Source organism: Streptomyces sp. ISL-10 (assembly GCF_018614575.1).
In the GTDB taxonomy this organism is placed as follows: domain Bacteria; phylum Actinomycetota; class Actinomycetes; order Streptomycetales; family Streptomycetaceae; genus Streptomyces.
The window spans coordinates 623697-647629 of record NZ_JAGGOJ010000003.1; the positions used below are offsets into that span (position 1 = coordinate 623697).

The 23933-nt window shown below is 72.9% G+C and carries 20 protein-coding genes and 3 pseudogenes; 8 read left to right on the top strand and 15 right to left on the bottom strand.

Translation table 11 applies throughout. From position 1 onward, the window contains the following. Positions 1-20: 20 nt before the first annotated feature. The 3 genes from J7E88_RS03640 (at position 21) to J7E88_RS03650 (ending at position 2531) form a co-directional block, all read left to right on the top strand. Positions 21-833, top strand: coding sequence for an SAM-dependent methyltransferase (locus J7E88_RS03640; RefSeq protein ID WP_215177092.1), 813 nt, complete (start codon positions 21-23; stop codon positions 831-833). A 103-nt stretch (positions 834-936) separates the two neighbouring features. Continuing rightward, positions 937-1842, top strand: a complete 906-nt coding sequence (locus J7E88_RS03645) for a LysR family transcriptional regulator (protein WP_215177093.1) — start codon at positions 937-939, stop codon at positions 1840-1842. Positions 1843-1955: 113 nt separating this feature from the next. Then, on the top strand, positions 1956-2531 hold the full coding sequence (locus J7E88_RS03650) for a cysteine dioxygenase family protein (RefSeq protein ID WP_215177095.1): 576 nt from the start codon (positions 1956-1958) through the stop codon (positions 2529-2531). A gap of 292 nt (positions 2532-2823) precedes the next feature. Here the strand turns inward: J7E88_RS03650 and J7E88_RS03655 are convergent, their stop codons facing one another. Then, the gene (locus J7E88_RS03655; protein WP_215177097.1) at positions 2824-5751 is read right to left on the bottom strand and encodes a LuxR C-terminal-related transcriptional regulator; all 2928 of its coding nucleotides are present in this window, start codon (positions 5749-5751) and stop codon (positions 2824-2826) included. A gap of 210 nt (positions 5752-5961) precedes the next feature. On the opposite strand from J7E88_RS03655, the gene J7E88_RS03660 reads away from it, so the two are divergent. Further along, positions 5962-6600, top strand: a complete 639-nt coding sequence (locus tag J7E88_RS03660; RefSeq protein ID WP_308307266.1) for an ATP-binding protein — start codon at positions 5962-5964, stop codon at positions 6598-6600. A gap of 347 nt (positions 6601-6947) precedes the next feature. On the opposite strand, the gene xylB is transcribed toward J7E88_RS03660, so the two are convergent. Continuing rightward, a complete protein-coding gene (xylB, locus tag J7E88_RS03665) occupies positions 6948-8432 on the bottom strand; it encodes a xylulokinase (protein WP_215177099.1) in 1485 nt (494 codons plus the stop codon). A gap of 167 nt (positions 8433-8599) precedes the next feature. On the opposite strand from xylB, the gene xylA reads away from it, so the two are divergent. Next, positions 8600-9772 (top strand): xylose isomerase, encoded by a 1173-nt coding sequence (gene xylA / locus J7E88_RS03670; protein WP_215177100.1) that lies wholly within the window; start codon positions 8600-8602, stop codon positions 9770-9772. Between the two features lie 120 nt (positions 9773-9892). Here xylA and J7E88_RS03675 read toward each other — a convergent pair whose 3' ends face one another. The 5 genes from J7E88_RS03675 to J7E88_RS03695 all read right to left on the bottom strand — a co-directional run bounded on the left by J7E88_RS03675 (position 9893) and on the right by J7E88_RS03695 (position 15430). Then, on the bottom strand, positions 9893-11182 hold the full coding sequence (locus J7E88_RS03675) for an ROK family protein (protein WP_215177103.1): 1290 nt from the start codon (positions 11180-11182) through the stop codon (positions 9893-9895). Positions 11183-11557: 375 nt separating this feature from the next. Continuing rightward, positions 11558-13000, bottom strand: coding sequence for an NAD(P)/FAD-dependent oxidoreductase (locus J7E88_RS03680; protein WP_215177105.1), 1443 nt, complete (start codon positions 12998-13000; stop codon positions 11558-11560). Next, complete coding sequence (locus J7E88_RS03685; RefSeq protein WP_215177107.1) at positions 12997-14184, bottom strand: MAB_1171c family putative transporter; 1188 nt, start codon at positions 14182-14184, stop codon at positions 12997-12999. Before J7E88_RS03685 ends, J7E88_RS03680 begins: the two co-directional genes overlap by 4 nt. 3 nt (positions 14185-14187) lie before the next feature. Further along, positions 14188-14718: a toxin-antitoxin system, toxin component gene (locus tag J7E88_RS03690; protein ID WP_215177469.1), complete on the bottom strand. Its 531-nt coding sequence runs from the start codon at positions 14716-14718 to the stop codon at positions 14188-14190. Between the two features lie 79 nt (positions 14719-14797). Next, a complete protein-coding gene (locus tag J7E88_RS03695; protein ID WP_215177108.1) occupies positions 14798-15430 on the bottom strand; it encodes a helix-turn-helix transcriptional regulator in 633 nt (210 codons plus the stop codon). Positions 15431-15673: 243 nt separating this feature from the next. On the opposite strand from J7E88_RS03695, the gene J7E88_RS03700 reads away from it, so the two are divergent. Continuing rightward, positions 15674-16609 (top strand): transcriptional regulator, encoded by a 936-nt coding sequence (locus J7E88_RS03700; RefSeq protein ID WP_308307267.1) that lies wholly within the window; start codon positions 15674-15676, stop codon positions 16607-16609. A gap of 212 nt (positions 16610-16821) precedes the next feature. Here the strand turns inward: J7E88_RS03700 and J7E88_RS03705 are convergent, their stop codons facing one another. From J7E88_RS03705 to J7E88_RS03715, 3 genes are read right to left on the bottom strand one after another with little or no spacing between them, the layout of a single operon-like run. After that, the gene (locus J7E88_RS03705; protein WP_215177109.1) at positions 16822-17115 is read right to left on the bottom strand and encodes a hypothetical protein; all 294 of its coding nucleotides are present in this window, start codon (positions 17113-17115) and stop codon (positions 16822-16824) included. 42 nt (positions 17116-17157) lie between these two features. Further along, positions 17158-17628, bottom strand: coding sequence for a hypothetical protein (locus tag J7E88_RS03710; protein ID WP_215177473.1), 471 nt, complete (start codon positions 17626-17628; stop codon positions 17158-17160). A gap of 2 nt (positions 17629-17630) precedes the next feature. Further along, positions 17631-18104, bottom strand: coding sequence for an ATP-binding protein (locus J7E88_RS03715; protein WP_215177110.1), 474 nt, complete (start codon positions 18102-18104; stop codon positions 17631-17633). Positions 18105-18232: 128 nt separating this feature from the next. Between J7E88_RS03715 and J7E88_RS03720 the strand changes: the two genes are divergently transcribed. Together J7E88_RS03720 and J7E88_RS03725 are read left to right on the top strand one after the other, a co-directional pair. Further along, on the top strand, positions 18233-19093 hold the full coding sequence (locus J7E88_RS03720) for a helix-turn-helix transcriptional regulator (protein WP_215177111.1): 861 nt from the start codon (positions 18233-18235) through the stop codon (positions 19091-19093). Next, positions 19094-19330 (top strand): DUF397 domain-containing protein, encoded by a 237-nt coding sequence (locus J7E88_RS03725; protein ID WP_215177112.1) that lies wholly within the window; start codon positions 19094-19096, stop codon positions 19328-19330. On the opposite strand, the gene J7E88_RS03730 is transcribed toward J7E88_RS03725, so the two are convergent. The 5 genes and pseudogenes from J7E88_RS03730 to J7E88_RS03740 form a co-directional block, all read right to left on the bottom strand. Next, positions 19323-21275, bottom strand: a complete 1953-nt coding sequence (locus tag J7E88_RS03730; protein WP_215177114.1) for a M64 family metallopeptidase — start codon at positions 21273-21275, stop codon at positions 19323-19325. The two genes, J7E88_RS03725 and J7E88_RS03730, sit on opposite strands and share 8 nt — an antisense overlap. 178 nt (positions 21276-21453) lie before the next feature. Beyond that, positions 21454-21798 (bottom strand): annotated as a pseudogene (locus J7E88_RS37295) (anhydro-N-acetylmuramic acid kinase); the annotation flags it as partial. A gap of 79 nt (positions 21799-21877) precedes the next feature. Then, positions 21878-21988: pseudogene (locus tag J7E88_RS37300) on the bottom strand (anhydro-N-acetylmuramic acid kinase); the annotation flags it as partial. Between the two features lie 107 nt (positions 21989-22095). Then, positions 22096-22323: pseudogene (locus J7E88_RS37305) on the bottom strand (anhydro-N-acetylmuramic acid kinase); the annotation flags it as partial. A 147-nt stretch (positions 22324-22470) separates the two neighbouring features. Then, on the bottom strand, positions 22471-23898 hold the full coding sequence (locus J7E88_RS03740; RefSeq protein ID WP_215177481.1) for a glycosyltransferase family 87 protein: 1428 nt from the start codon (positions 23896-23898) through the stop codon (positions 22471-22473). Positions 23899-23933: the final 35 nt, after the last annotated feature.

The following is a 23933-nucleotide window of genomic DNA, read 5'->3' on the forward strand; positions in this document are numbered from 1 at the left end:
ACGCATCGAGGGAGCCTCGTATGACCGGGACCGAGCCGGCCGCCGCACGGATCGACACCAGCAAGCCGCACCCGGCCCGGGTGTACGACTGGTACCTCGGCGGCAAGGACAACTACCCGGTCGACGAGGAGCTCGGCCGGCAGATCATGGGAGTCGACGGCACCGCCAAGCATGTGGCGCAGACCAACCGCTGGTTCATGCAGCGCGTCACCCGCTGGATGGCGCGCGAAGCCGGGATACGCCAGTACCTCGACATCGGCACCGGCATCCCGACCGAGCCCAACCTGCACCAGATCGCCCAGACCGCGGCACCCGAGTCCCGCGTCGTCTACACCGACAACGACCCCATCGTCCTCACACACGCCTCGGCCCTGCTGCGCAGCACCCCCGAAGGGGCCACCGACTACATCCAGGCCGATGTGCGCGCCCCCGCCCGCATCCTCGAGCAGGCGCGCAAGACCCTCGACTTCACGCGGCCCGTCTCCCTGTCGCTGGTGGCCCTGACACACTTCCTCAGCGACGACGACCGCCCGTACGACCTGGTGAAGGAGCTCGTGGACGCCCTGCCCTCCGGCAGCCACCTGGTCCTGTCCCAGCTGACCGCCGACCTCGACCCTGCCGCCGTCATGCGTGGTGTGCAGATGTACTCCGCGGGCGGCGTCACTCTCGCTCCGCGTACGCATGCCGAGGTGACCCGCTTCTTCGACGGACTTCAGCTCGTCGAGCCCGGCGTCGTCCAACTGACGCAGTGGCACCCGGAGCTCGCAGTGGGCGAGTCCGTGAACGAGGACGCGGTGATCTCCCTGTACGGAGCCGTGGCCCGCAAGCCGTAGGACAGGAGCAGGGCCCCCAGGGGGTGGTCCCGGCCGCCCCGCCGCCTGCCCGAGCGCCACCCCAAATCCCGCTTATGGTTGCGCCCCCGCCTATGATGCGCTGGTGTTCGATTCCCGGCACATCAAGACCTTCCACGAAGTCGTGAGGACCGGCTCCTATTCGGCCGCCGCCCGCGCCCTCGGCTACACCCAGCCCGCCGTGACCCAGCAGATGAAGGCCCTCGAACGGGACGTCGGCTCCGCCCTTTTCGTACGCGTCGGGCGCCGCATGAGGCTCACCGAGGCCGGAGAGGCGCTGTCACGGCACGCGCGAAGCATCCTGGACTCCATGGCGGCCGCGCAGGAGCAGATGAACGCCCTGACCCGGCTGCGCTCCGGCCGGGTCCGCCTGTGCGCATTCCCCAGCGCCAACTCCACCCTTGTGCCCGAGACGCTCGCCCGGCTGAGCGCCTCCCATCCCGGCATCCGGGTCGACCTGCTGGAGAACGAGCCGCCCGAGTCGCTGCACCGCCTGGCGCGCGGTGAATGCGACATCTCCCTCGCCTTCAGCTATCCCGGACTGCGCGAGCAGGTACCCGGTGAGCTGGTCGAGATCCCGCTCCTCGAGGACCGGTTGACCGTCCTGCTGCCACGGCCCCACCCCCTCGCGCGGCGACGCATGGTGCGACTGGCCGATCTGGCCGGCGAGCGCTGGATCGCCGGTTGCCCGCGCTGTCGTGCCAACCTTCTTCACGAGTGCGCCGAAGCCGGCTTCGTGCCCGACATCGCCTTCATGACGGACGACAACCTCGCCGTGCAGAGCCTGGTCGCCGAAGGGCTCGGGGTGGCGATGACCCCCGCGCTCGTCCTGAACTTCATGCGCCACGAGAAGGTCACCGGCCGTCCACTCCAGCCCTTCTCGCGCCGCAAGATCTTCGCCTACGTGCTGCGGGAGCACCTGCGCATTCCCGCCACCGCGCGCGTGCTGGAGGAGCTGCGGACGGTGGCCGCGAACAAGGTCGGCTGCTGACCGCAGCCCGGACGAAGGAGCCGTCTCCACCACCTTGTCTCATAAGCGCTGCTTGGGAGAACCCAACACATCGTTGTTGGACGTGACAGTGGGTGTGCCCGGACGCTGCCCGTATGACGACACCACCTCCCACCGCATTCACCGCGGCCCGCACCACCGCCCGCCTCGACTCGCTGATCGACGGCGTGCGCGAGGCGGTCGGACGCGGCCTGCCGCCCGACCCGACCGCCCAACTCGTCGGCGAGCGCCTCGCCCCGCACCTCGGCGCGGACGACCTGCTCACGCCGGAGCAGTGCGCAAGCGATCCGGAGCGCTACCGCCAGCACCTTCTGCACGCGGAACACGACGGCAGCTTCTCGCTCGTCGCCCTCGTCTGGCTCCCGGGACAGGGCACCCTGGTGCACGACCATGTGTCCTGGTGCACCACCGGAGTGCACCAGGGGGAGGAGTACGAACGGCGCTACCGGCTCGTCCCCGCCGACGGCCCGCGTACCGCGGCGCGGCTCGTCGCCACCGCCGATGTGGTGTCCCGGCAGGGCGAGTTCTGCGGTTTCGCGCCGCCCGGGGACATCCACCGCGTGCGGAACGCGGGGCCGGGGACCGCGATATCGCTGCATGTCTACGGCGCCGACATCTCCCGTCTGGGCACCAGCGTCCGCCGCGTCTACGACCTGCCGGCCGACCGGTGAACGCCGGCTGACAAAGCCGCCCCCGCACGGGCCGCACCGCCTCGAAGGCCTGCCGCACCGACCCTCGGCCCGTCACGGCCGCGTGCGAGCAGCGGCAGCGCGGCGGCGTCGTGCCCGGGGGCCGGGCTCCCATGGCCGTACGTCCGCGCCGCCGTCGGTGTGGGGGGTCGGCACGGCCGTTCGACACCCGGTGACCCCGGGCACCGGCAGGACGCTACGGCCGCGGCTTCCGGACCGCCATCCGTACCGCCGATTTACGGATACGCAAAGAAACCGCGCGCCCCCGCCGTGCCTAGTCGGCGCGCTGCGAACGCGCCCGGGACAGCGTCTGCCGTGACTGCGACTCCAGCTTGCGGCGGGCCCGGGCCACATGCTGTTCCACCGTGCGCGGTGACAGGTGCAGCGTCGCCGCGATCTCCCGGTTCGTCAGCCCGGTCGCCGCCAGATCGGCGACCTCCTGCTCGCGCGGTGACAGCTGGTCCCCGTAAGCGGGGCGGCCGCGGGGACGCTGCCCGTCCGCGGGCTGGTGCGCGCGCAGCATCGCCCGGATGCGGGCGGCGTCCCACACCGCCCCCAGCTCCGTCAACTGCTGGACGCACGAGGTGAGTTCGGCGACCGCGGTCTCCGTGTCCCGGCCACCGTCCAGCAGACAGCGGGCGGCGCCCTCGGTGGCCAGGATCGCCGAGTACGGCCGCGGCAGTCCCGCGTACACGAGCGCCGCCTGCCGGAACAGCTCCGCCGCCCCGCCCGGGTCGCCGTCGGCCTCGGCGAGCAGCGCACGGCACCACTGCAATGCCGCGTCCGAGGCGGGCGCCTGGCGTCCCTGGAGACCCGCGGCGTACTCGGCGACCATGCTCTGCGCCGTGGGGCGCCGGCCCGCGCGCAGTGTCGCCTCCACGGCCCACGGCGCCAGTTCCGCGCCCCACACCCACACTCCCTTGTCCCGCAGCCGGTCCCACGCCATCGACGCCTCCTCCACGGCGGTGTCGACGTCGTCGCGCACCAGCGCCATACGGATCAGGGCGCCGGAGGCGGTCGCCATGTGCGGCACGGACGTCCCGTCCGGTGCGCGGGGGCCCTCGCCGGCCAACCACGCCGTCGCCTGCTGCCACTCGCCCTTCGACAGCGCGAGCAGCCCCAGCACGATGCGGCCGTCGAGGGCCACGCCCGGCATCGTGTCGGACTCGGCCACGAACGCCCGGGCGCGGGCGGTGAGATCCGACCAGGCGCCCGAGGCCCAGTCCAGCAGCAGCGACGTGCCGCCCGCCCCCTGCTCCACATACGCCGCGCCGCTGCGGGCCGCCAGCTCCACGCCCTCCGCGAGCAGTTCGCGGGCGGGGGAGAGCTGGCCGAGCCACAGCGCGCCGTCCGCCGCGTTGCACAACCCCCGGGCCACATGCTGCTGGTACACCGCGTCGTCGGTGTCCCTCGGCAGCAGCTCCAGCGCCTGCCACGCGGACGGGTCGCCCACGTACATCAGCGTGCCGACGCGGTTGGCGGCCACCGCCGTGCGTGCCTCCTCGTCGCCGCTGTCCGCGCCCGCCTTCTCGGCCCGCTCCAGCCAGTACAGGTTCCGTTCCAGCGGGACCGTCGACAGCAGGGGCATCGCCAGCGCGGCCATCGCCCTGGCCGCCATCACCGGCCGCTCCTGCAACTCCTCCACCGCCTGCTGGAGCTCCAGCCAGCCCTGCATCCCGGCCACGGCCTGATTGCACAACAGCAGGCCCAGGTCCAGGCGGATCTGGCCGCGGACCGCGGGCGGCAGCGTCTGCTCGTCGACGATCTGCCGCAGCACGCTCACCGTCTGCTCGGAACGAAGTCCCAGCACCGCACTGTGCGCGAGCAGCGGCGCCAGACGGGCACGGGCCTGCGGCGGAACCGTGGGCAGCGACAGCGTCTCCTCCAGCAGGTCGATCGCCGCCTGGTGGTCGCCCGCCGCCGCCCGCTCCAGCGCGGCCCGCTCCACCGAGCGCAGCCAGCCGCCGATCTCGCCGCCGTGGCGCCGGTGCCGGGCGAGCGGACCCCACGGCACCGGCTGCCTGCGGGCGAGCACGGCGGCCGCCCTGCGGTGCATCCGGCGGCGGACCGGGCCCGGCACCTCGTCGTACACGGCCGCGGCGGCCAGCGGTACGAAGAAGCTGTACCTGCCGAGTTCGTCCTCGGTCAGCACGGCTCCGCGCAGTGCGCCCACGAGCGCCCTGGTGCCCTCCTCGCCCGCGAGCCCCGCCACCGCCGTGACCTCCTCGGCCTCGGCGGGATCGCTGAGCACGGCGGCGGCCCAGGCGGCGCGGCGCATCCGCGTCTCCAGCGCCGCGGTACGGGCGAGGGCGAGGTCGGCCAGACGGGGCGGGACACCGGCGCTGTCCAGGTCCCTGAGCGAGTACCGCTCGCGCGGCTCCCCGGTCTCGCGCAGCAGACGCACCAGATCGGTGACGACCTGGGGGTTGCCGCCGGAACGCTGCCGGATCCGGGCGAACAGCTCCGAGGGGCCGCAGTCCGCGCCGAGTCCCTCCTCCACGAGCTCGCGCACCTGCTCCACGTCGAGGGCTGTGAGCCGTATCCGCTGCACGGTGAGCGCGGCGGGGTAGCAGGCGCCGCGCCCCAGGACGAGTCCGGGGTCGCGCAGCTCCTCGGGACGGTAGGTCAGGGCGACGGCCAGTCCGGGGGGCGGCTGCGCGACGAGACGGCGCAGCAGGTCCAGCGAGGGGTCGTCGGCGAGATGGACGTCCTCGGCGACGAGGAGGACGGGCCGGTCGCCGGTGGCCCCGGTGGCCCGCGCGGCACCGGGGCTGTCCCGGCTGCCGGCCGAAAGGAGCGGAGCCAGGGCGGCCGGCAGGTCGGCGCCGGGCTCGGGTGCCGGTGGACGCGCGGGCCACGACGCCGCGGCATGTGTGGGTGGTGCGGAGGGGGTGGGGCGGCCGTGCTGCCCGGTCTCGGACACGCCGAAGGACTCCATCACGGACACACCGAAGGAGGAGAAGGTCACGGTGACGGTGTGTGCCCGCGCGGCCTCGGTCACGGTGTGCGCCCGCGCGGCCTCGGCGTCGGGGTGTGCCCGCGCGGCCTCGGTGAGCCGCCGCGCCAGCCGCGACTTGCCGGTGCCGGCCGCGCCCTCGATCAGCAGCAGAGCAGGCTCGCCCGTGGGGTCGGCCTCCCCGCCGCCGTGGGTGAGCACACGTGTCAGCCAGCGGTCCGCCGCGAGGTCACTCAGAGTGTCCACCGAATCACTCTCCTAGGAGGTTCCGGGGCATTTCGATTCTTTACGTATACGGGTTTCAGTGTCCCTGATTGCTCCGTCCGTGCACGGCCACCAATGTTGAGCTGCCGCAGAAGATCTGCATGGCTGTCGACGGCCCGGAGAGGCGTGTACCGCCCTCCCGGCCGCTGGACCTTGGTCAGGGCGACGTAGCCCGGCCGAACAGGAGCCCAAGTGATTGCCATAGAACGTGCACCGGACCCGGACCCGGATGGGATCGGACCCACCTCTGCTCTGCGAAGCCTGGCCCACTGCGCGATGCCGGCCTCGCCGGAGGCCGCGCGCGCACTACGGCGCTTCGCCCGGGCCGTCGCACGTCGATGGCGGCTCGCCGAGCACTTCGACGAGGCGCTGTCCTTGATCGTCACCGAACTCGTCACAAATGTGGTGATGCACAGCGGTAGCCCGTGGGTGTCCACGGTGATCAGTGTCCGAGGTGAGGCGCTGGTCGTCGAGGTCATGGACGCGGGCTGCTGGAAGTCGCGCCCCAATCCGCGGCAGGAGCCGCTGGACGCCGACGTGCCCTGCGGGCGCGGCCTGCGCCTGGTCGATGCGTACGCGTCCCGCACAGTCGCGCACCGCACGGAGACGGGCAGCGTGGTCCGCGCCGAGATCGCTCTGCGCGGCGACCGCGCGCCGGCCGGCGCAGCGCCCACCCTGGACCTCGATCCGGTCGACGAACTGGACCTGGACGAGGGCCTGGGCCTGGACGAGGATCTCGGCCTCGGGGACGAGGACCTCGACCTGGACGTGGACGCGGAGCTGGAGCTCGAGGACCTCGATCTGGACCTGGACCTCGACCTGCGGACGTGACGGTCAGGGGCGGGCCGTCGTCCGTGGGTCTTGTCAGGGCGGCGGGCATGTTGCCGTGGGCGGGCCACGGCCGGCGGGCGTTGCCAGGCCGGCGGGCACGGTGGCGGGCGGGCCGGTTCACGGCTCGTGAGCGTCAGACCGGCGGGGCGCCGCGCCACGGCGGGCCGCCCGCCACGGGGCGTCACGTCGGCGGGAACGGGCCCGTCTCGCACCACCCACCCCGCACGAGTCACCTCGGCGGCCCGGTGCCGTTGGCGGGCGGGCTCCCGGGCGGTGGGCGTCCCGTCAGCGGACATGGGGCCGTCGCGGGTCACGGGCCCCGCGAGCCCCGGGCCCCCGCCTTCAGGTCACGTCAGCAACGCAGGGGTCGCGCGGGTCAGCACCGAGGAGACCCGGTCCCATGTCTCCATGTCCCGGTCCAGCGGCGGCAGTTCCCGGCCGTCGCCCGTTCCCCAGCCCGTCGCGACCGATACGGCGTCCTCGCCCGTCGCCGCCGTCGCCGCCAGTGCCGCGGCCCCCAGTGCCACCAGTTCGGTGCTGTCGGGGATCAGCACGGGCCGGCCGGACAGGCGGCGTACCGTCTCGATCCAGTGGCGGCCCTTTGCGCCGCCGCCGACCAGGCGCAGTGGGCGCGCGGCCGCCGCCGGCGATGCGGGGTCCTCGCCGCAGGCGCGCATCACCTCGTCGAGGGCGCGGAGCACCGTGACCACCGCGCCCTCGTAGGCCGCGCCGAGGATCTGCTGACGGGTGGTGGTGTGTCGCAGGCCCGTGAGCAGACCGGCGGCCGCGGGCAGATCGGGGGTGCGTTCCCCGTCGAGGTACGGCAGGACCACCAGCTCCCCGCCCGCCTCGGCGGCATCGCGGTCCAGGCCGAGCAGCGCCGCGATCTTGTCCACGGCCAGCGTGCAGTTGAGGGTGCAGGCGAGTGGCAGGTAGGTGCCGTCCGCCGCCGCGAATCCGGCGAGCAGAGGCGACGCGGGCCGGGTGCGGGTCGCGGCGAAGACCGTGCCCGATGTGCCAAGGCTCAGCGCCGGATGGTCGAGCAGCCCCTGACCGCCGAGACCGAGACCGACCGCGGCGGCCATGTTGTCGCCGGTGCCCGCGGCCACGGCGGTCCCGGCCGGCAGGCAGAGCTCGGCCGCGGCCGCGGCCGTGAGCGTGCCGACGCGGGCGCCGCCGGTCGCCGCCACGGGCGGCAGCAGGGCGGCGTCGAGGCCGACGAGGGCGAGCAGTTCGGGGTCGTACGCGCCCGTCGCGGTGGAGTACCAGCAGGTGCCCGACGCGTCCCCCGGGTCGGTGGCCGCGGTGCCCGCCAGGCGCTCGGTCAGGAAGTCGTGGGGGAGCCGTACGGCCGCCGCGGCCTTGGCGGTAGCGGGCTCGTTCTCCCGCAGCCACTGCCACTTCGCCGCCGTCATGGACGCGACCGGAACCGAGCCCGTGCGCGCCGTCCAGGCGTCCGGGCCGCCCAGTGCGCCGGTCAGCGCCGCGGCCTGGGGTGCCGAGCGGGTGTCGTTCCACAGCAGTGCGGGGCGCAGCGGAACCCCGGCCCGGTCGAGGACGACGAGGCCGTGCTGCTGGCCGGCGACCGCAATGCCGCTGACCGCGGACGCGTCGGCACCCGTGGCCCTCAGTTCCTTGAGGCCGCCCGCGACCGCCTCGCGCAGTGCCCGCCACCAGACCTCGGGGTCGCTCTCGCGTGCGCCGCCCTCGCCGTCGACGCGGTGCGGGGCGCGGCCCACGGCGAGCAGCCGGCCCGTGGTGGCGTCGGTGAACGCCGCTTTCGTGGACTGGGTCGAGCTGTCCACCCCGATGACGACCGCGTCTGTCGGCATTGCTCCACCTCTCGTTCCGCCATGGCCCCTATTTGGCCGAGCGGAGAACAAATTACGCCACGTCCGGTCGGGTGCAACAGAGGTTGCGGTGCTTCTGTGATCGTGGCGGGGTGTGCATTATTAGTAAGGTAAGAAAACAAACCAGCGCTCCAAAGGTGGACAAGGTCATGACGGAACACTTCGCACCCACCCCCGGCGACCGGTTCAGCTTCGGTCTGTGGACCGTCGGCTGGCAGGGCCGTGACCCCTTCGGCGACGCGACGCGGCCCCACCTGGATCCCGCCGAATCGGTCCGCAGGCTCGCCGGTCTCGGCGCGTACGGAGTGACCTTCCACGACGACGACCTCATCCCCTTCGGCGCGAGCGACAGCGAGCGCGCGTCACACATCAAGCGTTTCCGGCAGGCGCTGGACGAGACGGGCCTGGTCGTGCCGATGGCCACGACCAACCTCTTCACGCACCCGGTCTTCAAGGACGGCGGCTTCACGGCGAACGACCGCGACGTGCGCCGGTACGCGCTGCGCAAGACCCTCCGCAACATCGACCTCGCGGCCGAGTTCGGCGCGCAGACGTATGTGGCGTGGGGCGGTCGCGAGGGCGCGGAGTCGGGGGCGGCCAAGGACGTACGCGTCGCCCTGGACCGTATGAAGGAGGCGTTCGACCTGCTCGGCGAGTACGTCACCGAGCAGGGCTACGACCTGCGCTTCGCGATCGAACCAAAGCCCAACGAGCCCCGCGGCGACATCCTGCTGCCGACGGTCGGCCACGCGCTCGCGTTCATCGAACGCCTGGAGCGGCCCGAACTGTACGGCGTCAACCCGGAGGTCGGTCACGAACAGATGGCCGGTCTCAACTTCCCGCACTCGATCGCGCAGGCCCTGTGGGCGGGCAAGCTCTTCCACATCGACCTGAACGGCCAGAACGGCATCAAGTACGACCAGGACCTGCGCTTCGGCGCGGGCGACCTGCGGGCGGCGTTCTGGCTGGTCGACCTGCTGGAGACGGCCGGCTACGACGGCCCGCGCCACTTCGACTTCAAGCCGCCGAGGACCGAGGACTCCGACGGCGTGTGGGAGTCGGCGGCCGGCTGCATGCGCAACTACCTGATCCTCAAGGAGCGCGCGGCGGCCTTCCGTGCCGATCCGGAGGTGTCCAAGGCGCTGCGCGCCGCGCGACTGGACGAACTGGCCCGCCCGACGGCGGACGACGGCCTCGCGGGGCTGCTCGCGGACCGGGGCGCGTACGAGGAGTTCGATGTCGACGCGGCGGCCGAGCGGGGAATGGCGTTCGAGCGCCTGGACCAGCTGGCGATGGACCACCTCCTGGGGGCGGCCGGCTGAGCCCGGGCGCGGCGTGCTGCCGGGTGGCGGGCAGCACCTGCGCGTACGCCTCCCCGGGCGAGGGCGCCGCGTATCTCCTCGCCGGTTCCTCATCCTGGGCCGGCGGGACCAACCCCCGCGTCAGCGACCGCGCCCCCCGTACCCCATCGGGTCCGCCAGCGCGTCCTGGACCGTCAGGGCCGCCGCGCCCCGTGCCGCGTCCGCCGCCGGGGACGAGGCGCGCAGGCGTGTGCTGCCCGGCGGCCAGAGGCCCGAGACCACCCGGGTCGACAGCTCCGCGCCCGTCGGCGGCGCGAGCCACGGCAGCAGCGGGCGATAGATCCCGCCCAGGACCACCGCGTCCGGGTCGAAGAGATTCACCGCTCCCGACAGCACCCGGCCCAGCATCGCCCCCGCCTGCGTGAGCGCCGCCACCGCCCGGGGCTCTTCCGCGCGGGCGCGGCCCTCCAGTTCCACCACGCCCGCCGCGCCGGCTCCCTCGTCGATGCCCGCCGCCCGCAGCAGCGCGGACTGGCCCGCGTACTGTTCCAGGCAGCCGCGGGATCCGCAGCGGCACAAGGGGCCGTCGTCGGAGACGGACACATGCCCGATCTCGCCCGCGAATCCGTGCGCGCCGCGCAGCAGTTCGCCGTTCAGGACCAGCGCGCCGCCCACGCCGATCTCGCCCGTCAGATAGAGGAAGCTGCGTACGTCGCCGAGACCGCCGAACCACAGCTCGGCGAGCGCAGCGAGGTTGGCCTCGTTCTCGGAGCGCACCGGCAGGGCGGGCGCACCGGGCCGCAGTGCGGCGAGGGCCTCGGCGAACGGGGTTTCGGCCGCGACCGCCGTCCATCCCAGGTTCGGGGCGTGGCGGACGGATCCGTCCGCGATCAGGCCCGGCAGCGCCAGCGCCGCCCCCACCGGGCGCAGCTCCTGCTCGGCGGCCGAGGCCAGCGCGCGCGCCGCGATCCCGGCCGCGCGGCCGAGGACGAGGCCGGGCGGTGCGCCCTGGTTGTCGAGGTGCTCCACGAGGCGCACGCGGTCGGTGCCCGCGAGGTCGACCACGCACACGGAGACGTAGTCGACGTTGATCTCGACGCCGCAGCCCGCGACGCCCGTGCGCGCGACCTTCAGCACCGTGCCGGGCCGTCCTGCCTGGCCGCTGAAGGTCTTGCCGGACTCCGACAGGAAGCCGCTCTCCAGAAGCTGTTCGACCAGCGACGACACCGCCGCACGGGTGAGCCCGACTCGTGCCGCGACGCCGGCGCGGGTGGTCTCGCCCTCGTCGCGCACGGCGCGCAGGACCAGGCTGAGGTTGTGCCGCCGGACCGTCTCCCGGTCGGCCTTCGGCCCCAGTGGAGTCGGCGCGTGACGCCCCGCCCGGCCCCGCGCGCCGCCGACCGGTCCCACGCCTGTGTGATTGCCGTTCATATTGCGGCCGAGCCTAAGCGATGCCGCGCTGCCGCAGTACGGCAACGGCCACGTCCGGATCAGCCCGAGCGGGTCCGCACGGACCACCCATGGAGAACCCGATGGACCGGCATCCGAAGAACTACGACGCACCCGACGGACCCGGCGCCGCCCGCCCTTGCCACGCGGCCCCGTCGCCCCGTCGCACCATGCCCCGGCCGGGACGGGCAGCCGACAGACCCCCGGCACCAGGCCCCGCCGTCCCCTCGCCCTGTGCCCGGGCCGGGACGGGCCGGGACGGGCAGCCGACCCGTCACCACGCCCCCGCCGTGCCGTCGCACCAACGACCCGGCCGGGACCGCCCGTCGGCATCAAGGCCCGGGACAAACCGGGCCCTCACGCCTCCGCCGCGTCCGGCTCCCTCTCGCCCCGGCGCTCCTTCGCGAGACGCAGTTCGTCTGTCGTCAGCGGCGGGCCGGGCAGCTGTGGCAGTTTCGGTCCGCGCAGCACCGCCAGCGCTATCTCCGGTCTGAGGAGTGAGGCGATGGGGGCGGACAGCGTCATCACGTCGAACAGTGCCTTGGTGACGAGGGGCCGCCCGGTCGCGGTCAGCATCAGGCGGTCGACGTACGTCCGCAGCACCCGCGCGCTCGCGCCCGGCTCCCTGCCGATCGCGCCCGGGTAGAGGATGTCCTGCCCGGTGGCCAGGTCCCACGCCGTCGAGACGGGGCCGGCGACCGCGCGCTGCACGGCGCGGGCGAGCCCCGGCGCACCGACGCCCCGGGCCGCCAGGGCCTCGCGCAGCGCCAGCACGCCCTGGGCGGCCACCGACATCCCGTGCCCGTAGACCGGGTTGTACGTGGCGACCGCGTCGCCGATGGCGACGAAGCCCTCCGGCAGGTCGGCGGCCTTCTCGTAGTAGCGCCGCCGGTTGACCGTGCTGCGGTTGACCACGACGTCGGTGAGCGGCTCGGCGTGGGCGATCAGCTCGCCGACGATCGGGTGACGCACCGAGCGGGCGAAGTTCTCGAACTCGTCGGCGGCGCTGGTGGGCTGGCCCCCACGGGTGCCGGACAGGGTCACCAGCCAGCGGCCGCCCTCGATGGGCACGATGGTCGCGGTCTGCCCCGGCCGCGGTTCCCGTGCGTCCGCCTGCACATTGACCACGGGGAACTGCGCGGTCCCCGCGGGCGCCCGGAAGAGACGGCTGGCGTACGCGAGCCCGGAGTCGACCTTCTCCTCGCGGACCTCGCCGGAGCCGAGCGCCCTCAGCCAGTCGGGCGTCCGCGAGCCGCGGCCGCTCGCGTCCACGACGAGGTCGGCGGGGAGCACGCGTTCGTCTCCGTCCGCGCCGCGCACTCGTACGCCCGACACCCGCGCCGCGTCGCCCTGGAGGCCCAGCAGCTCGGTGCGCTGCAGGACGGTGATCCCAGGCCGGGCGGTGACCTGTTCGCGGATCACCCAGTCGAGGAGGTCACGGCTGCACGCGATGAGGAACTGCATCTCCGGCCAGCGGCGGAACCAGCCCAGCGCCGACATGGACACCAGCCCGGTCGGCAGCGGGATGCGGCGGGCGCCCGCCGCGAGCCAGCGCTCCGTGGTGCCGGGCAGCAGCGCCTCGATAACCCGCGCACCACCTGACCACAGCAAGTGGGCGTGGTGGGCCTGCGGCAGGCTCCTGCGCGCGTGCGGCCCGTCCGGCAGTGCGTCGCGGTCGACGACGGTGACCTCGGCGACGTACGGACGCAGGACGTCGGCGGCCAGCATGCCGGCCAGACCGCCGCCGATCACGACCGCCGTACGGGGCGCGCTCCGGCCGGTTCTCACAGGATCACTCATCGGGTGCCGCTCTCTGACCTGGCCGCGCGCACGCGCGCTGCAGCGACGACGGGGGAATGACGCAGTGCCAGGGACATACGCACCAGATCGCGCGGTCCCTGTGTCGCCTCGGACGTGTAGGTCCGGGCCGAGCTTATGACTTCGCCCTCGGGGTCGGCGGCACGGGCCCGCAGCGCGGCGGCAACCATCGCGGCGTCCGCGACGGCTTGTGCCTCCCGCGTGTCGGCGCCGGCCGCGACCGCCTCCTCGTACGCGCTCGTCCGCAGCCCGCGGTCGAAGTACGGATCGAGCTGGAGCAGACCGTCGTGGATGTCGGACTCGCGCTGGGTGACGCGCAGTTCGACGGGGGAGAGGGGGGAGATGCGTACCGTGGGTGTGCCGGAAGGGGACGCGGAGCGCAGCTCCCGCCACAGGGTGCCGAGCTGCCGGTAGGCCGCCCAGGCATGCCAGTTGTCGGACAGGCGCTGGCCGACGAGCGGCAGGATGAACCCGATGGCGCTGAGCAGCGCGCCGATGGAGGCGAGGGGCGGCGCGGCCAGGGTGCTGAGCGCGTCCCAGTCGTGGCCGGCCCAGCGGGCGAAGACGGCGGAGAACTTGCTCACCCCGTAGGCGAGGTTGAACAGCGAGCCGAAGACGATGACCACCAGTCCGCCGCGCAGCCAGCCGCACACCTGGAGGGACCAGCGCCAGCACAGCGCCGTCATGCCGACGGCCGCCACGCTGTGCCCGACCAGGTACAGCACGATCATCTCGCGGATGTACGGGGTCGTGGCGTAGTGCGTGTCGAGGTCGCGCAGCCGCTCCTCGGGTGCGTCGCCGAGGGCGAAGAGGACGATCAGGAGCACGACCACGACGCCGTAGCCGACGACCCAGCGCAGGGAGACGCGCCGGGTCTCCTCCGGCGGGCCGCCGCGCCAGTTGACCAGCAGGACCAGGCAGGAGGCGCTGAACGCGGCCAGAATGCAGTAGACCAGCGGGGCCGAGACGTTGGGGATGCCGGTGATGCGGTTGACCGCGGCGATGGTGGGCGGCGCGGCGAAGAAGAACGTGCAGGCCGCGAGCACAAGCAGGGCGCACACGGAACGGAGCAGCGGATCACGCCAGTCGCGGAGCATCCCCGGCAGTTTGAACGCCAGTGCGGCGCCGAGGGCGGCGGCCGGTATGTAGTAGTCGGGTCCGTCCACGCATCAGCCCTGTGGCCCGCGGTATCCCAGGGACGCCTCGATGCGACCCGCGACACACTCCCGGCGCACCGGGCTGCGCCCGGTCGAACCGGCCAGCCAGGCACGGCACTTGCTGCCGAGCAGCAGCCCGAAGCTCTCCGCCTCGCGCTCCTCGGCCTGGTCGGAGCGGGACCGGGCGGCGACCTTGAGCACCGTGGCCTGCAGGTCGGCCTCGTCGGTGAGCAGGCGTGCCGCGACGGCGGCGCCCTCGACGTGGTGGCTGCAGTGCCCGGCCTTCATGTGCCACAGCTCATGACCGAGAATGACCAGCTGGTGGTCGGGGGCGGTGCGCTCCTCGATGACGATCAGATCCTGGTCCGCCATGTCGAGCCAGAGACCGCTGGCGGTGCCGGGCGGGAATGAGGCCATGCGGTAACGGACGGGCCTGCCACGGTGTCTGCTCATGCCCGCGCACAGCGCACCGTAGAGATCGGCGGGGGCGGCGGGGGCCGGCAGGTCGATTCCGGCGACCAGCTCGCCGCACAGTCTGCGCATGTCCTTGCCTATGCTCACCGCTCTCCTTTCCCCGCGCGCACGCGTCGGGACACGTCCTGACTCCGAGCCTGTCCGGAAATCAGGTGTCCGTCGGCCTGACGCTCTCGAGGAGCAGGTCGAGCCACTCCGTGACCTTGTCCCGGTGCTTGTCGGTGGGCAATTGGGCCGCCCGCCAGGCGATGCCCCGCACACCATGGTCCTGCAACAGCCGCTCCAGCGGGTCGCTCTCCCCCACGATGTCCTGAAGCAGACTCTGCTCGGTGGCATGCAGGGCGCCGACGAGCGCGTCGGAGTCGTCAGCGGTCAGAAAGCCCGCATGGACCTTGAAGAACCGCTGGATCGCGTCGCAGTGCTCCATGGTCGGCCGTCGGTCGCCGTTGATCAGCGCGCCCGCCTGCTGGCGCGACATGCCCGCGCCGTCGGCGATCTCCTGTTGGGTGTACCGGCGGCCGTTGGGCTTGAGCCGGGTCCTGCGCAGGAGATCGAAGCGCTGCAGGAAGCGGGCCTGGAGGTCCGTCTCGCCGGCCGGGCGGCCGTCCAGCAGGGCGCGGACCACATCGGCCGGCACGCCAGAGGCCTCGGAGAGAAGGTCGACGTCGAAGACCTCGTCGTGGCTGATTCCGAGCTTGTCCGCGAGGTCGGCGAGCCGGGCGACCGATGCCGCCAGAGGGTCGCCGGCGGCCGGACCCGGAACCGAGAAGCCGTCCGTCACCTGTAGGTCTCCTAGATCGCACGAGGCGGCCCCGCACTCAAGGGGCTGCCGGGAGGTTAACCGCTTCGAGTGAATGCAACCAGGTCTTGCCACAGCTGTGGCGCGAATCGCGCGATGAACGCCGTGGAATGCCACGATAGTTGACATAGTTGCCTCGGTGGTAAGAGGATCGCCAAGCAGTATGAAGATCCAAAGGGGGCTGCCACAGCGGGACTTGGCAGGACTTCGAGAAGCTTCGGAAGGGTGGCGTTCTCGATGACGTACGAGGCGGGCGTCGAGCGCCCTGGAGGTCAGGGACGCCCCGGCCGCAGTGGAACCACGCGCGGCAGCGCCCGTACGAAACGACAAGGCGACGCCCTGGAGCCGGACGCCGGGCCGCGCGGCCGGCTCCGCCGGATCAACGGCGACCGCGACAGCTTCCGCGAGTGGAGCGCCCCGCTGCGCCCCTCGGGTCCGGTTCCGCCCTCGGGGCCGGTCCGCAGGCCCGCCCCGGCCCGCCCTGCCGGGCCTCTCCATCCGCCCGTTCCCGTCCGCCCCCCGGCGCCCGCACCCGGCCCGGGGCCCGCGGCGCCCGCCGACCCCGCCACCCAGGCCTACCTGCGCGACTACGCCGCCCTGATGGACGCCGTGCCGTTGCCGTCGCTGCTGTTCGACCGGCGCTGGGACGTGGTGCACACCAACCCGGCCTTCGACGCCCTGTTCCGCAACATGGGTCCGCATCCCACGGCCATGCCCCACCAGAACTTCCTCCGCTTCGCGCTTTTCCACCCCGACGCGCCCACGGTGCTCGCCGAGCACGAGACCAGCTGGTGCCTGCCGCTGATGGCACAGCTCGCCGGTGCCCTGGAGGGCGACGGCGACGGCGAGGACGACGGCCTTTCGGCCATTCGTGACGACATCGCGCTGGACCCGATCATGGACGCGGCCTACCGGTGCGGACTGCCGCACTGGATGAGCGCGGTGGGCGCGGCGGCGATCCACCACGACGGAGCCGTGCGGCCGGTGAACCACCCCGACCCCCGCTGGGGGCGCACCGACTGCCGGATCGTGGACGAGACGCCCGCCACGCTCCAGAGCAAGGGGTACACCCGGCTCACCCTGGTGCTCCGCGAGAACCGCTCGGCGGCACCGGGTGTGGCCCGTGGCAGGGCGCATCTGCGGGCGGTCTCGGGCGGCTGAACGAGGCCCTGTACGCGGTCCCAACGGCGGCTGAACGGGGCCCGTTCCTTCTCGCGCTCTCCAGCGGCTCAACAGAGCCCCGTTTCTTCTCGCGGTCTCGGGCGGCCTGGCGGCGGTCCGGGTCCTGCGCGGGGCCTCCACGGGCTGAGCGGCGGTCCCGGTCCTCAGTGCCTTCTCCGGCGCCTGCGCGGCGGTCCGGACCCCGCCGTGCCTCAGCGCATCGCGGCAACCGCCCATTCCGCGACGATGGCCACCGCCACACCGACGCCCAGCACCAGCGTGGCCCAGCGGGTGCGGCCGGCACGGCTGAGGACCAGCGCGCTGCCGGAGAGGATCAGTGCCATGCCGTAGAAGCCGAGGGTGAGCACCGAGTGCGTACTGCCGAGCCGCAGCACCAGGACGGCGCCGACCGCGATCATGATGGCCGCGGAGAGGGCTATGCGTACATGGCGGGCCTGGCGTGGTGTGAGCCCCTGCCGTTCCGGGCTCGTATTGGCTTCTGACATGTCGAAAGCCTATCCGCAGGGTCCCGGGGACCGTCCGGCGGATCACACACCCTGTGCGCTGCCCACCTTGGCGGGCCACTTCGGTGCTGAGCCGGTGAGCTGGCAGGCCATCAGATACAGCGGGATAGGAGGCGTGTAGGGGCTCGCGCCGTCCGGGCCGCGGATCAGCCGCGGGCTGTTGCCGGGCACGCGGGCGCCCCGGGCGTAGTGCGCCGGCAGCGGCCACAGCAGGTCGAGGTCGGATCCGGCCGGAACGATCCACCACCACCACTGGCCGTCGGCGAAGACGCAGCCGTTGCGCGGCATACTGCCGAGGAGTCTGAAGCCGAACCGGGCGGGCACGCCCACGGCGTCGCAACCCAGTGACGCGGGCGGCGAGTCGGGCAGGGGGAGGTGAGTGAGTGCGGCCTCCGGGCGACGGCACTGCTGTACGAGCCGCGGCTGCCGGCACCGGCGTGGCGTCGGGCCGGGCGGCTCCTGGCGCACGCCCCGGGCGAGGAGCGTCGCCAGCATCTTCAGCACGGCCACGCGGTCTCGAACGGCGCGCCGTCGTACGGCAGTTCGGCCCATACGACCCGGCCCGTGCCGCACTCGCGGTCGTACGTCCCCCAGGCGGCGCTGACCGCTTCGACGAGCAGCAGTCCGCGCCCGCGTTCCTCCTCGAGGCCGTGGCAGACGCGGGGGCCGCTCGGGGCGGAGCCCTGGTCCTGCACGGTGATGCGCAAATGACCGCCTGCCAGGGCAAGTTGACAGGACACCAGGTGACCGCCGGTGTGCACGACCGCGTTGGTGACCAGTTCGGAGACGATCAGAAGGGCCGTGTCGCGGGTGTCACCGCCGATGGCCCAGTGGTCGAGCCGCTCGCTCACCCGTCGTCTCGCGCAGGAGACGGATTCGACGCGCGCCGGCACCTCAAAGCCGTATCGGGAGGGGAGAGCGGTGTCCGGACTCGCGTCCAGGAGGGGGGTGGTGAGCGCGTCACGGTTCACGCATCCCAGTCTCCCGCCGCAGCGGGCACCTTGGCAAGAGTCACTCTGAAAAATGCAGAGTGGGCATATTCATCGCTGAAACGCCGTGGCACACTGCTCGCACACAGAGCACGTGGGGAGGTCTCGAAGTGAGTGAACCGCGGTCCGCCCCCACCGTGGGACAGGTCGTCCTCGGCAAACGCCTGCAGGATCTCCGGGAGCGCGCCGGTCTCAGGCGCGAGGAAGCGGCAAAGGTCCTCCGTGTCGCCCCCGGCACCATCCGCAGGATGGAGACGGCCGAGGTCGCCCTGAAGATTCCGTATGTCCAACTGCTCCTCGGCGCCTATGGGATCGGCGACGAGGAGGCCCGCGGCTTCGTGGAGCTGGCCGAGGAAGCGAACAAACCGGGCTGGTGGCAGCGCTTCCACGACGTCCTGCCCGGCTGGTTCAGCATGTACGTCAGCCTGGAGGGCGCCGCGAGCCTCATCCGTGCGTATGAACCGCAGTTCGTGCCCGGGCTGCTGCAGACGGAGGACTACGCACGGGCGATCATGTTCGGCGGTGCCATCGGTCACACCGATCCGGACGAGATAGACCGGCACGTCGCGCTGCGGATGGAGCGTCAGGCGCTGCTCGAACGACCCGATGCGCCCCGACTGTGGGTGATCATGGACGAGACGGTGCTGCGCAGGCCCGTCGGCGGTCCAGGCGTGATGCGGGCACAGATCGAGAGGCTGCTCGACAGCACCCGGCTGCCCCATGTGACGTTGCAGCTGGCCGAGTTCGCGAGCGGCCACCACCCGGGCACGTACGGGCCCTTCGTCCTCTTCCGGTTCGCCATGCCCGAGCTCCCGGACATGGTCTACAGCGAATACCTGACCGGTGCCGTCTATCTGGACGCGCGCCCCGAGGTCGCCACGCATCTGGAGGTCATGGACCGCATGGCGACGCAGGCCGCGACGGCACACCGTACGAAGGAGATCCTGAACGATCTCCGCAAGGAGTTGTGAATGAGTCGCATATACAACGGCATGCCCGCCGCCGAGCTGGGCGAGGACGGCTGGCACAAACCCTGGAGCGGCGGCAACGGCGGCAACTGCGTCGAGACCATGAAGCTCGCCGACGGCCGGGTCGCGGTTCGCCAGTCCGCCGATCCCGACGGCCCGGCGCTCATCTACACCACCAACGAGATAGCCGCCTTCATCCAGGGAGCGAAGTCCGGCAAAGCGGATTTCCTGGTCAGCTGACCTGCTGCCGCGGGGGCAGCAGCGTCACCAGGAACCGCTGCGCGGACGAGACGTTCCCTGCCGCGTCGACCGTGCGGTACTCGACGGTGTGGGTGCCGTAGTCGGGTGTGGCGTCGTCCCAGGGCACCACGCGGGGCGTGCCCAGCTTTCCGTACACGAGATCGTCGATCACCGTGCCCTGCGGGGTGAACCGGTAGGGAGCGCCGGCGTCGGTGGGCCAGCCGTAGTACGTCTGCCATCCGTCGCCGTCGACCCTGAACTGCCGCACCACATATCCGTCCCGGTCGTCCCGGGCGGTCAGCCGCATGGTGAACGCACCGTCGTAGACGTACTCCACCGGCCGGCCCGGCCGGTGGACCGTCCGCAGCGGCTCGGACAACTCGTACGCGGCGGTGGCCGCCGACGCGTCCACGCTCCACGCCAGTTCCTGGTCCGTGCCCGCGATCCGAGCCGTCAGCCGATGCGTGCCGGGTCGCAGCCGCAGGGCGCCCAGGTCCAGGTCGCGGTCGTTGCCGGGGTTGGCGACCGGACGGCCGTCGAGCGTCCAGCGGACCGCCGGTGTGCGGTCGGTGGGGTGCGTGGTCTCGGCGTACACCACCGACGCGGCACCGACCGGGGCAGCGGTCGCGGTGTGGTCCGTGAACGCCGACGACATCTCCTGCGGCGCGGTGGCGAGCGAGGTGTCCACCGTCCAGCTCACCGTGCGCGTCAGCGCGGCGGACGCGCGTACGGCCGGGTCGCGTACGAAGGGAGTGGGATCCGTGACGGTCGCGGTGAGCGTATGCGAGCCGGGCGAAAGGCGCAGGCGGCGCAGGTCGACCGTGCGGGCGTCAGCCACCGCACGCAGCCGCTTCCCGTCCAGCCGCCATACGACGTCGAGCTCACCGCCGACGGGGTGCAGCGTGTCCACCCACACCGTCCGGTCGTCCCCGACAGGAGCGGAGTTCGGCGCGTGCCCCTGCACGAGGTTCACCCTGGCCGAGATCTTCTGCACCATCACCTCGCGTTCGACCTGGTCGAACGGGTACCCGAGGGTCTTCATGATCGAGTGCTTGCTGGGCCGCCACACACCCTTCGTGCTGTACATCCCGCCCTCGTGGCGCCCGATGACCCCGCCCGACTCGCTCTCCTCGCCCAGCCAGCGCCACCACTTGGCGCGCTGCTCACGCATCTGGTCCTCGGTGAGCAGCGTGTGGTGGGCGGACGCCGGCTCGCCGCCGCTGTAGGCGCCGCCCGGCACCCCGCGCGCGTAGTAGTCGTACTCGTCCTGGAGCCCGCCGAGCGAGTGGCCGATCTCGTGCGGGGTGATCAGTGAGGACAGGGCGTTGCCGCCCGATGCGGTGGCGTAGGCGCCGCCCGCGCCGCCGTAAGTGTCGCTGTTGGCCAGGGCCACGATCTGCCGGTTGGCGTTCGCCGTTCCCGGCACCAGATCGGCCAGGGCGCTCGCCGCGCCGCTGTCCACGGTGAGCAGCCGCTGGACGCTGTTCGCGTTGCAACCGCCCCAGAAACCCATCCCCAGCGCGGTGTCCCGGCGCGGGGCGTCGAGGCCGGGGTCGCAGTCGACGCCGGACTCGGCGGATGCGACCTCCACGGCCCACACATTGATGTACGAACGGTAGGAGGCGAACGGCTCCGTCGACCACAGCACATTGAGGTGGGTCTCGACGTCCGCACGGAACTCGGGCAGCTCGGCCGCCGTGTAACCGTCCCCGAGAACAACCAGGTTGAAGCGCTTGTCGGCGGGGCCCGTCGTCTGCACCGGCACGACCGCGGCCGCCTGAGTCGGGGAAGCCTTCGCCACGGAAGCCTTCGCCACGGAAGTGTCCGCCACGGCGGCGTCCGCCGCGGCCGAGGGGGCGCCCGTGCCCAGGAACAGCGCGGCGAGCACGGCGGCCGCGGTCGCGAACAGCGCCGCTCCGCGCGCCCGTGTGACGGATGAGGTCATGGTGATGCAGCGTACGCGTGGGATCAACCGACAGTAAATACGGGGAAGTTGACGAATTGCTTGTCGGGTGGGGGAAGCCGCAGCGGCAGGCGCCCCGATGTGATCGAACCGAGCACGCGTGCCGCCCGGCCCCCGTGCATGACGGCAGGCTCCCCGGCAGCCCGTGCACGGTCAGGAACCCGAGTACGGCGAAGGCGTACGTCTCCTTCGCCGCCGAAGGCACCCCAGCTCGTCGGAGGTGCGCAGGCGGATCCCGGGCCGGCCCGGCGCGGAGCATCGCCATCAGGGCGGGATTGCGGGTGCCGCCACCCGAGGCGACCACTTCGGTGGCGCCCAGCGGACGCACCGCCTCCGCGACCGTGCGGGCGGTGAGGAGGGTGAGTGTCGCCAGCACGTCCTCGGGCGGGAACGCCCCGAACCCGGCCAGCGCCGTCCGCAGACAGCCGTGGTGGAACAGCTCCTTGCCCGTCGTCTTCGGCGCCGGCCGCCGGTAGTACGGCTGCTGGAGCAGCCGCTCCAGCAGCGGGCCGTGGACCCTGCCCGCCGCGGCGAGCGCGCCCGCCTGCGTCGTACGTGGCCCGGCCGCCGGTCAGTTCCGTGACGGCCGCGTCCAGCGGGGCGTTCGCCGGGCCCGTGTCGAAGGCCACCGGATCACCCGACGCAGGGACGGCCGTCGCATTGGCGATCCCGCACAGGTTGAGCGCGACCGGCACACCGGGCCGCCCCCCGCAGCCACAGGACGTCCACCAGGCTCACGAGGGGGCGCGCCCTGCCCGCCGGCCGCGATGTCACGGGCCCGGAAGTCGCAGACCACCGGGCGGCCCGTCGCCTCCGCGATCCACGCGGGCTGCCCCAGCTGGAGCGTGCCCCGCGCCCGGCCGCCGTCCACCCAGTGGTACACCGTCTGCCCGTGTGAGGCGATCAGATCGGCCCGGCCGCCGCACAGTTCGCGGTCGGCCGTCAGCACCACTGCCGCGAAGGCGGCCGATACGGGTGTCGAGGGGGGGGCAGACGTCCGCGAGCGTCGTTCGCGCGGGCGGCAGGGCACCGGTCAGCGCCGACCGCAGCTCCTCGTCGTAGCCCGCGCCGACCATGCCGAGCGGTGTCACGGTCAGGGTGTCGCCCTCGAAGCCGATGTCGGCGGCGGCCGCGTCGACGGCGTCGTAGGACGTCCCCGGCATCAGCCCGACGCGCCTCACCGCAGCGGCCCGCGGTGGTCTCTGCCCTCGGCGACCCGCCCGAATGCCTCGCGCCGCGGGGCGTGTCCGGCAGGGTGGGGCCGGTGCGACGTATGCCGGACGACGGCGCCGATCAGCACCGCGACGGCCGCCGCCCCGTACGCGATGTTCCCCAGCACGTCCACGTCCGGCACGGCGGACGCCGCGACATAGCGCGCCGCGCCCGCGGCCGCCACCGCCAGCCACTCCCACCGCCCGTCCAGGGCCACCAGGGCGACCAGCAGCAGCGCGTACCACGAATAGCGGGGCGTCATCAGCAGGAACGCCGTTCCCGTCACCAACAGCGCGCCGCTGAAGGGACGATCGGGATCACCGCGCCACAGCACATGCGCCACCACCGCCACCATGACCACCACGACGGCGGCCTGCGCCCACGCGTCCGGCAGGACCAGCCGCAGCAGCCCGTACCGGCCGCGGGCGGCGGGGTCGTCGTACCCCTCTTCCTCGGCGTAGCCGCCCAGATAGCCCAGCACCGACTCCCGGGAGAGCAGCAGGTACGGCAGGTACGACACAGCGACCACCGACGCGGCCGGCAGCAGTACGGCCGCCGCGTCCCGGATCCGCCGCACACCCGACAGCGCACCCGGCAGCACCACCGCGGGCAGGAGCTTCGTGGCCACCGCCGCACCGAGCAGCACCCCGCCGCCCCACCGGGTGCGCACCACGACCGCGAGCCCCGCGACCGAGAGCAGCACGCCGAGGACATCGACATGGGCGTTGTTCACCGCCTCCATCGGCACGGCCGGACACCACGCCCAGTACACGGCCGTGCGGGGGTCGCCCCGTCTGCGCAGGACGAGGACCAGCACCGCCGTGGTGCCGACCGCGAGGAGCGCGCCCTGCGTCTGCAGCGCCTTGTGGCGCACGCCGTCCGGCGCCACCGCGTGCACCAGCAGGAACCAGCCCTGCGCGACGGGCGGATAGACGGTGTGCACCTGTGGCCGGTTGATCCGCGTGCAGTGTGTTTCGCCGCGAGGGCCCGCGATGCGGTGCCGCTCCGGCTCGGCGCACTCCGCGCCCGACGGGAACAGCCACGCGTCCCGCAGGTCCGCGAGCGCAGGATCGGCCGGCGGGTGGTCGTACGGCGAGATCCCGGCGGCCTGCACCCTGCCGTCCCAGGCGTAGCGGTAGGAATCCGTGCTGGTACGCGGCTCGGCGAGCAGCCCCGTCGCGGCGACCGCCGCACCGCCCACGAGCACCAGCACGACCGCGTGCCGCACGGGCGCCCGCCGCGCCGCGGCCGCCGCCGCCGCGAACAGGACCCAGCACGCGGCGTACCACCACGACAGACCGGCGGGATCGGTGACGAAACCGCCCCTGAGCACGGTCGCGGCCAGGGTGGCGATCAGCGCCACCAGCAGACCGGCGGCGGTGAGGGTGCGCATCGTGATCACCGGCTCAGCGTCGCAGCCCGAGTGCG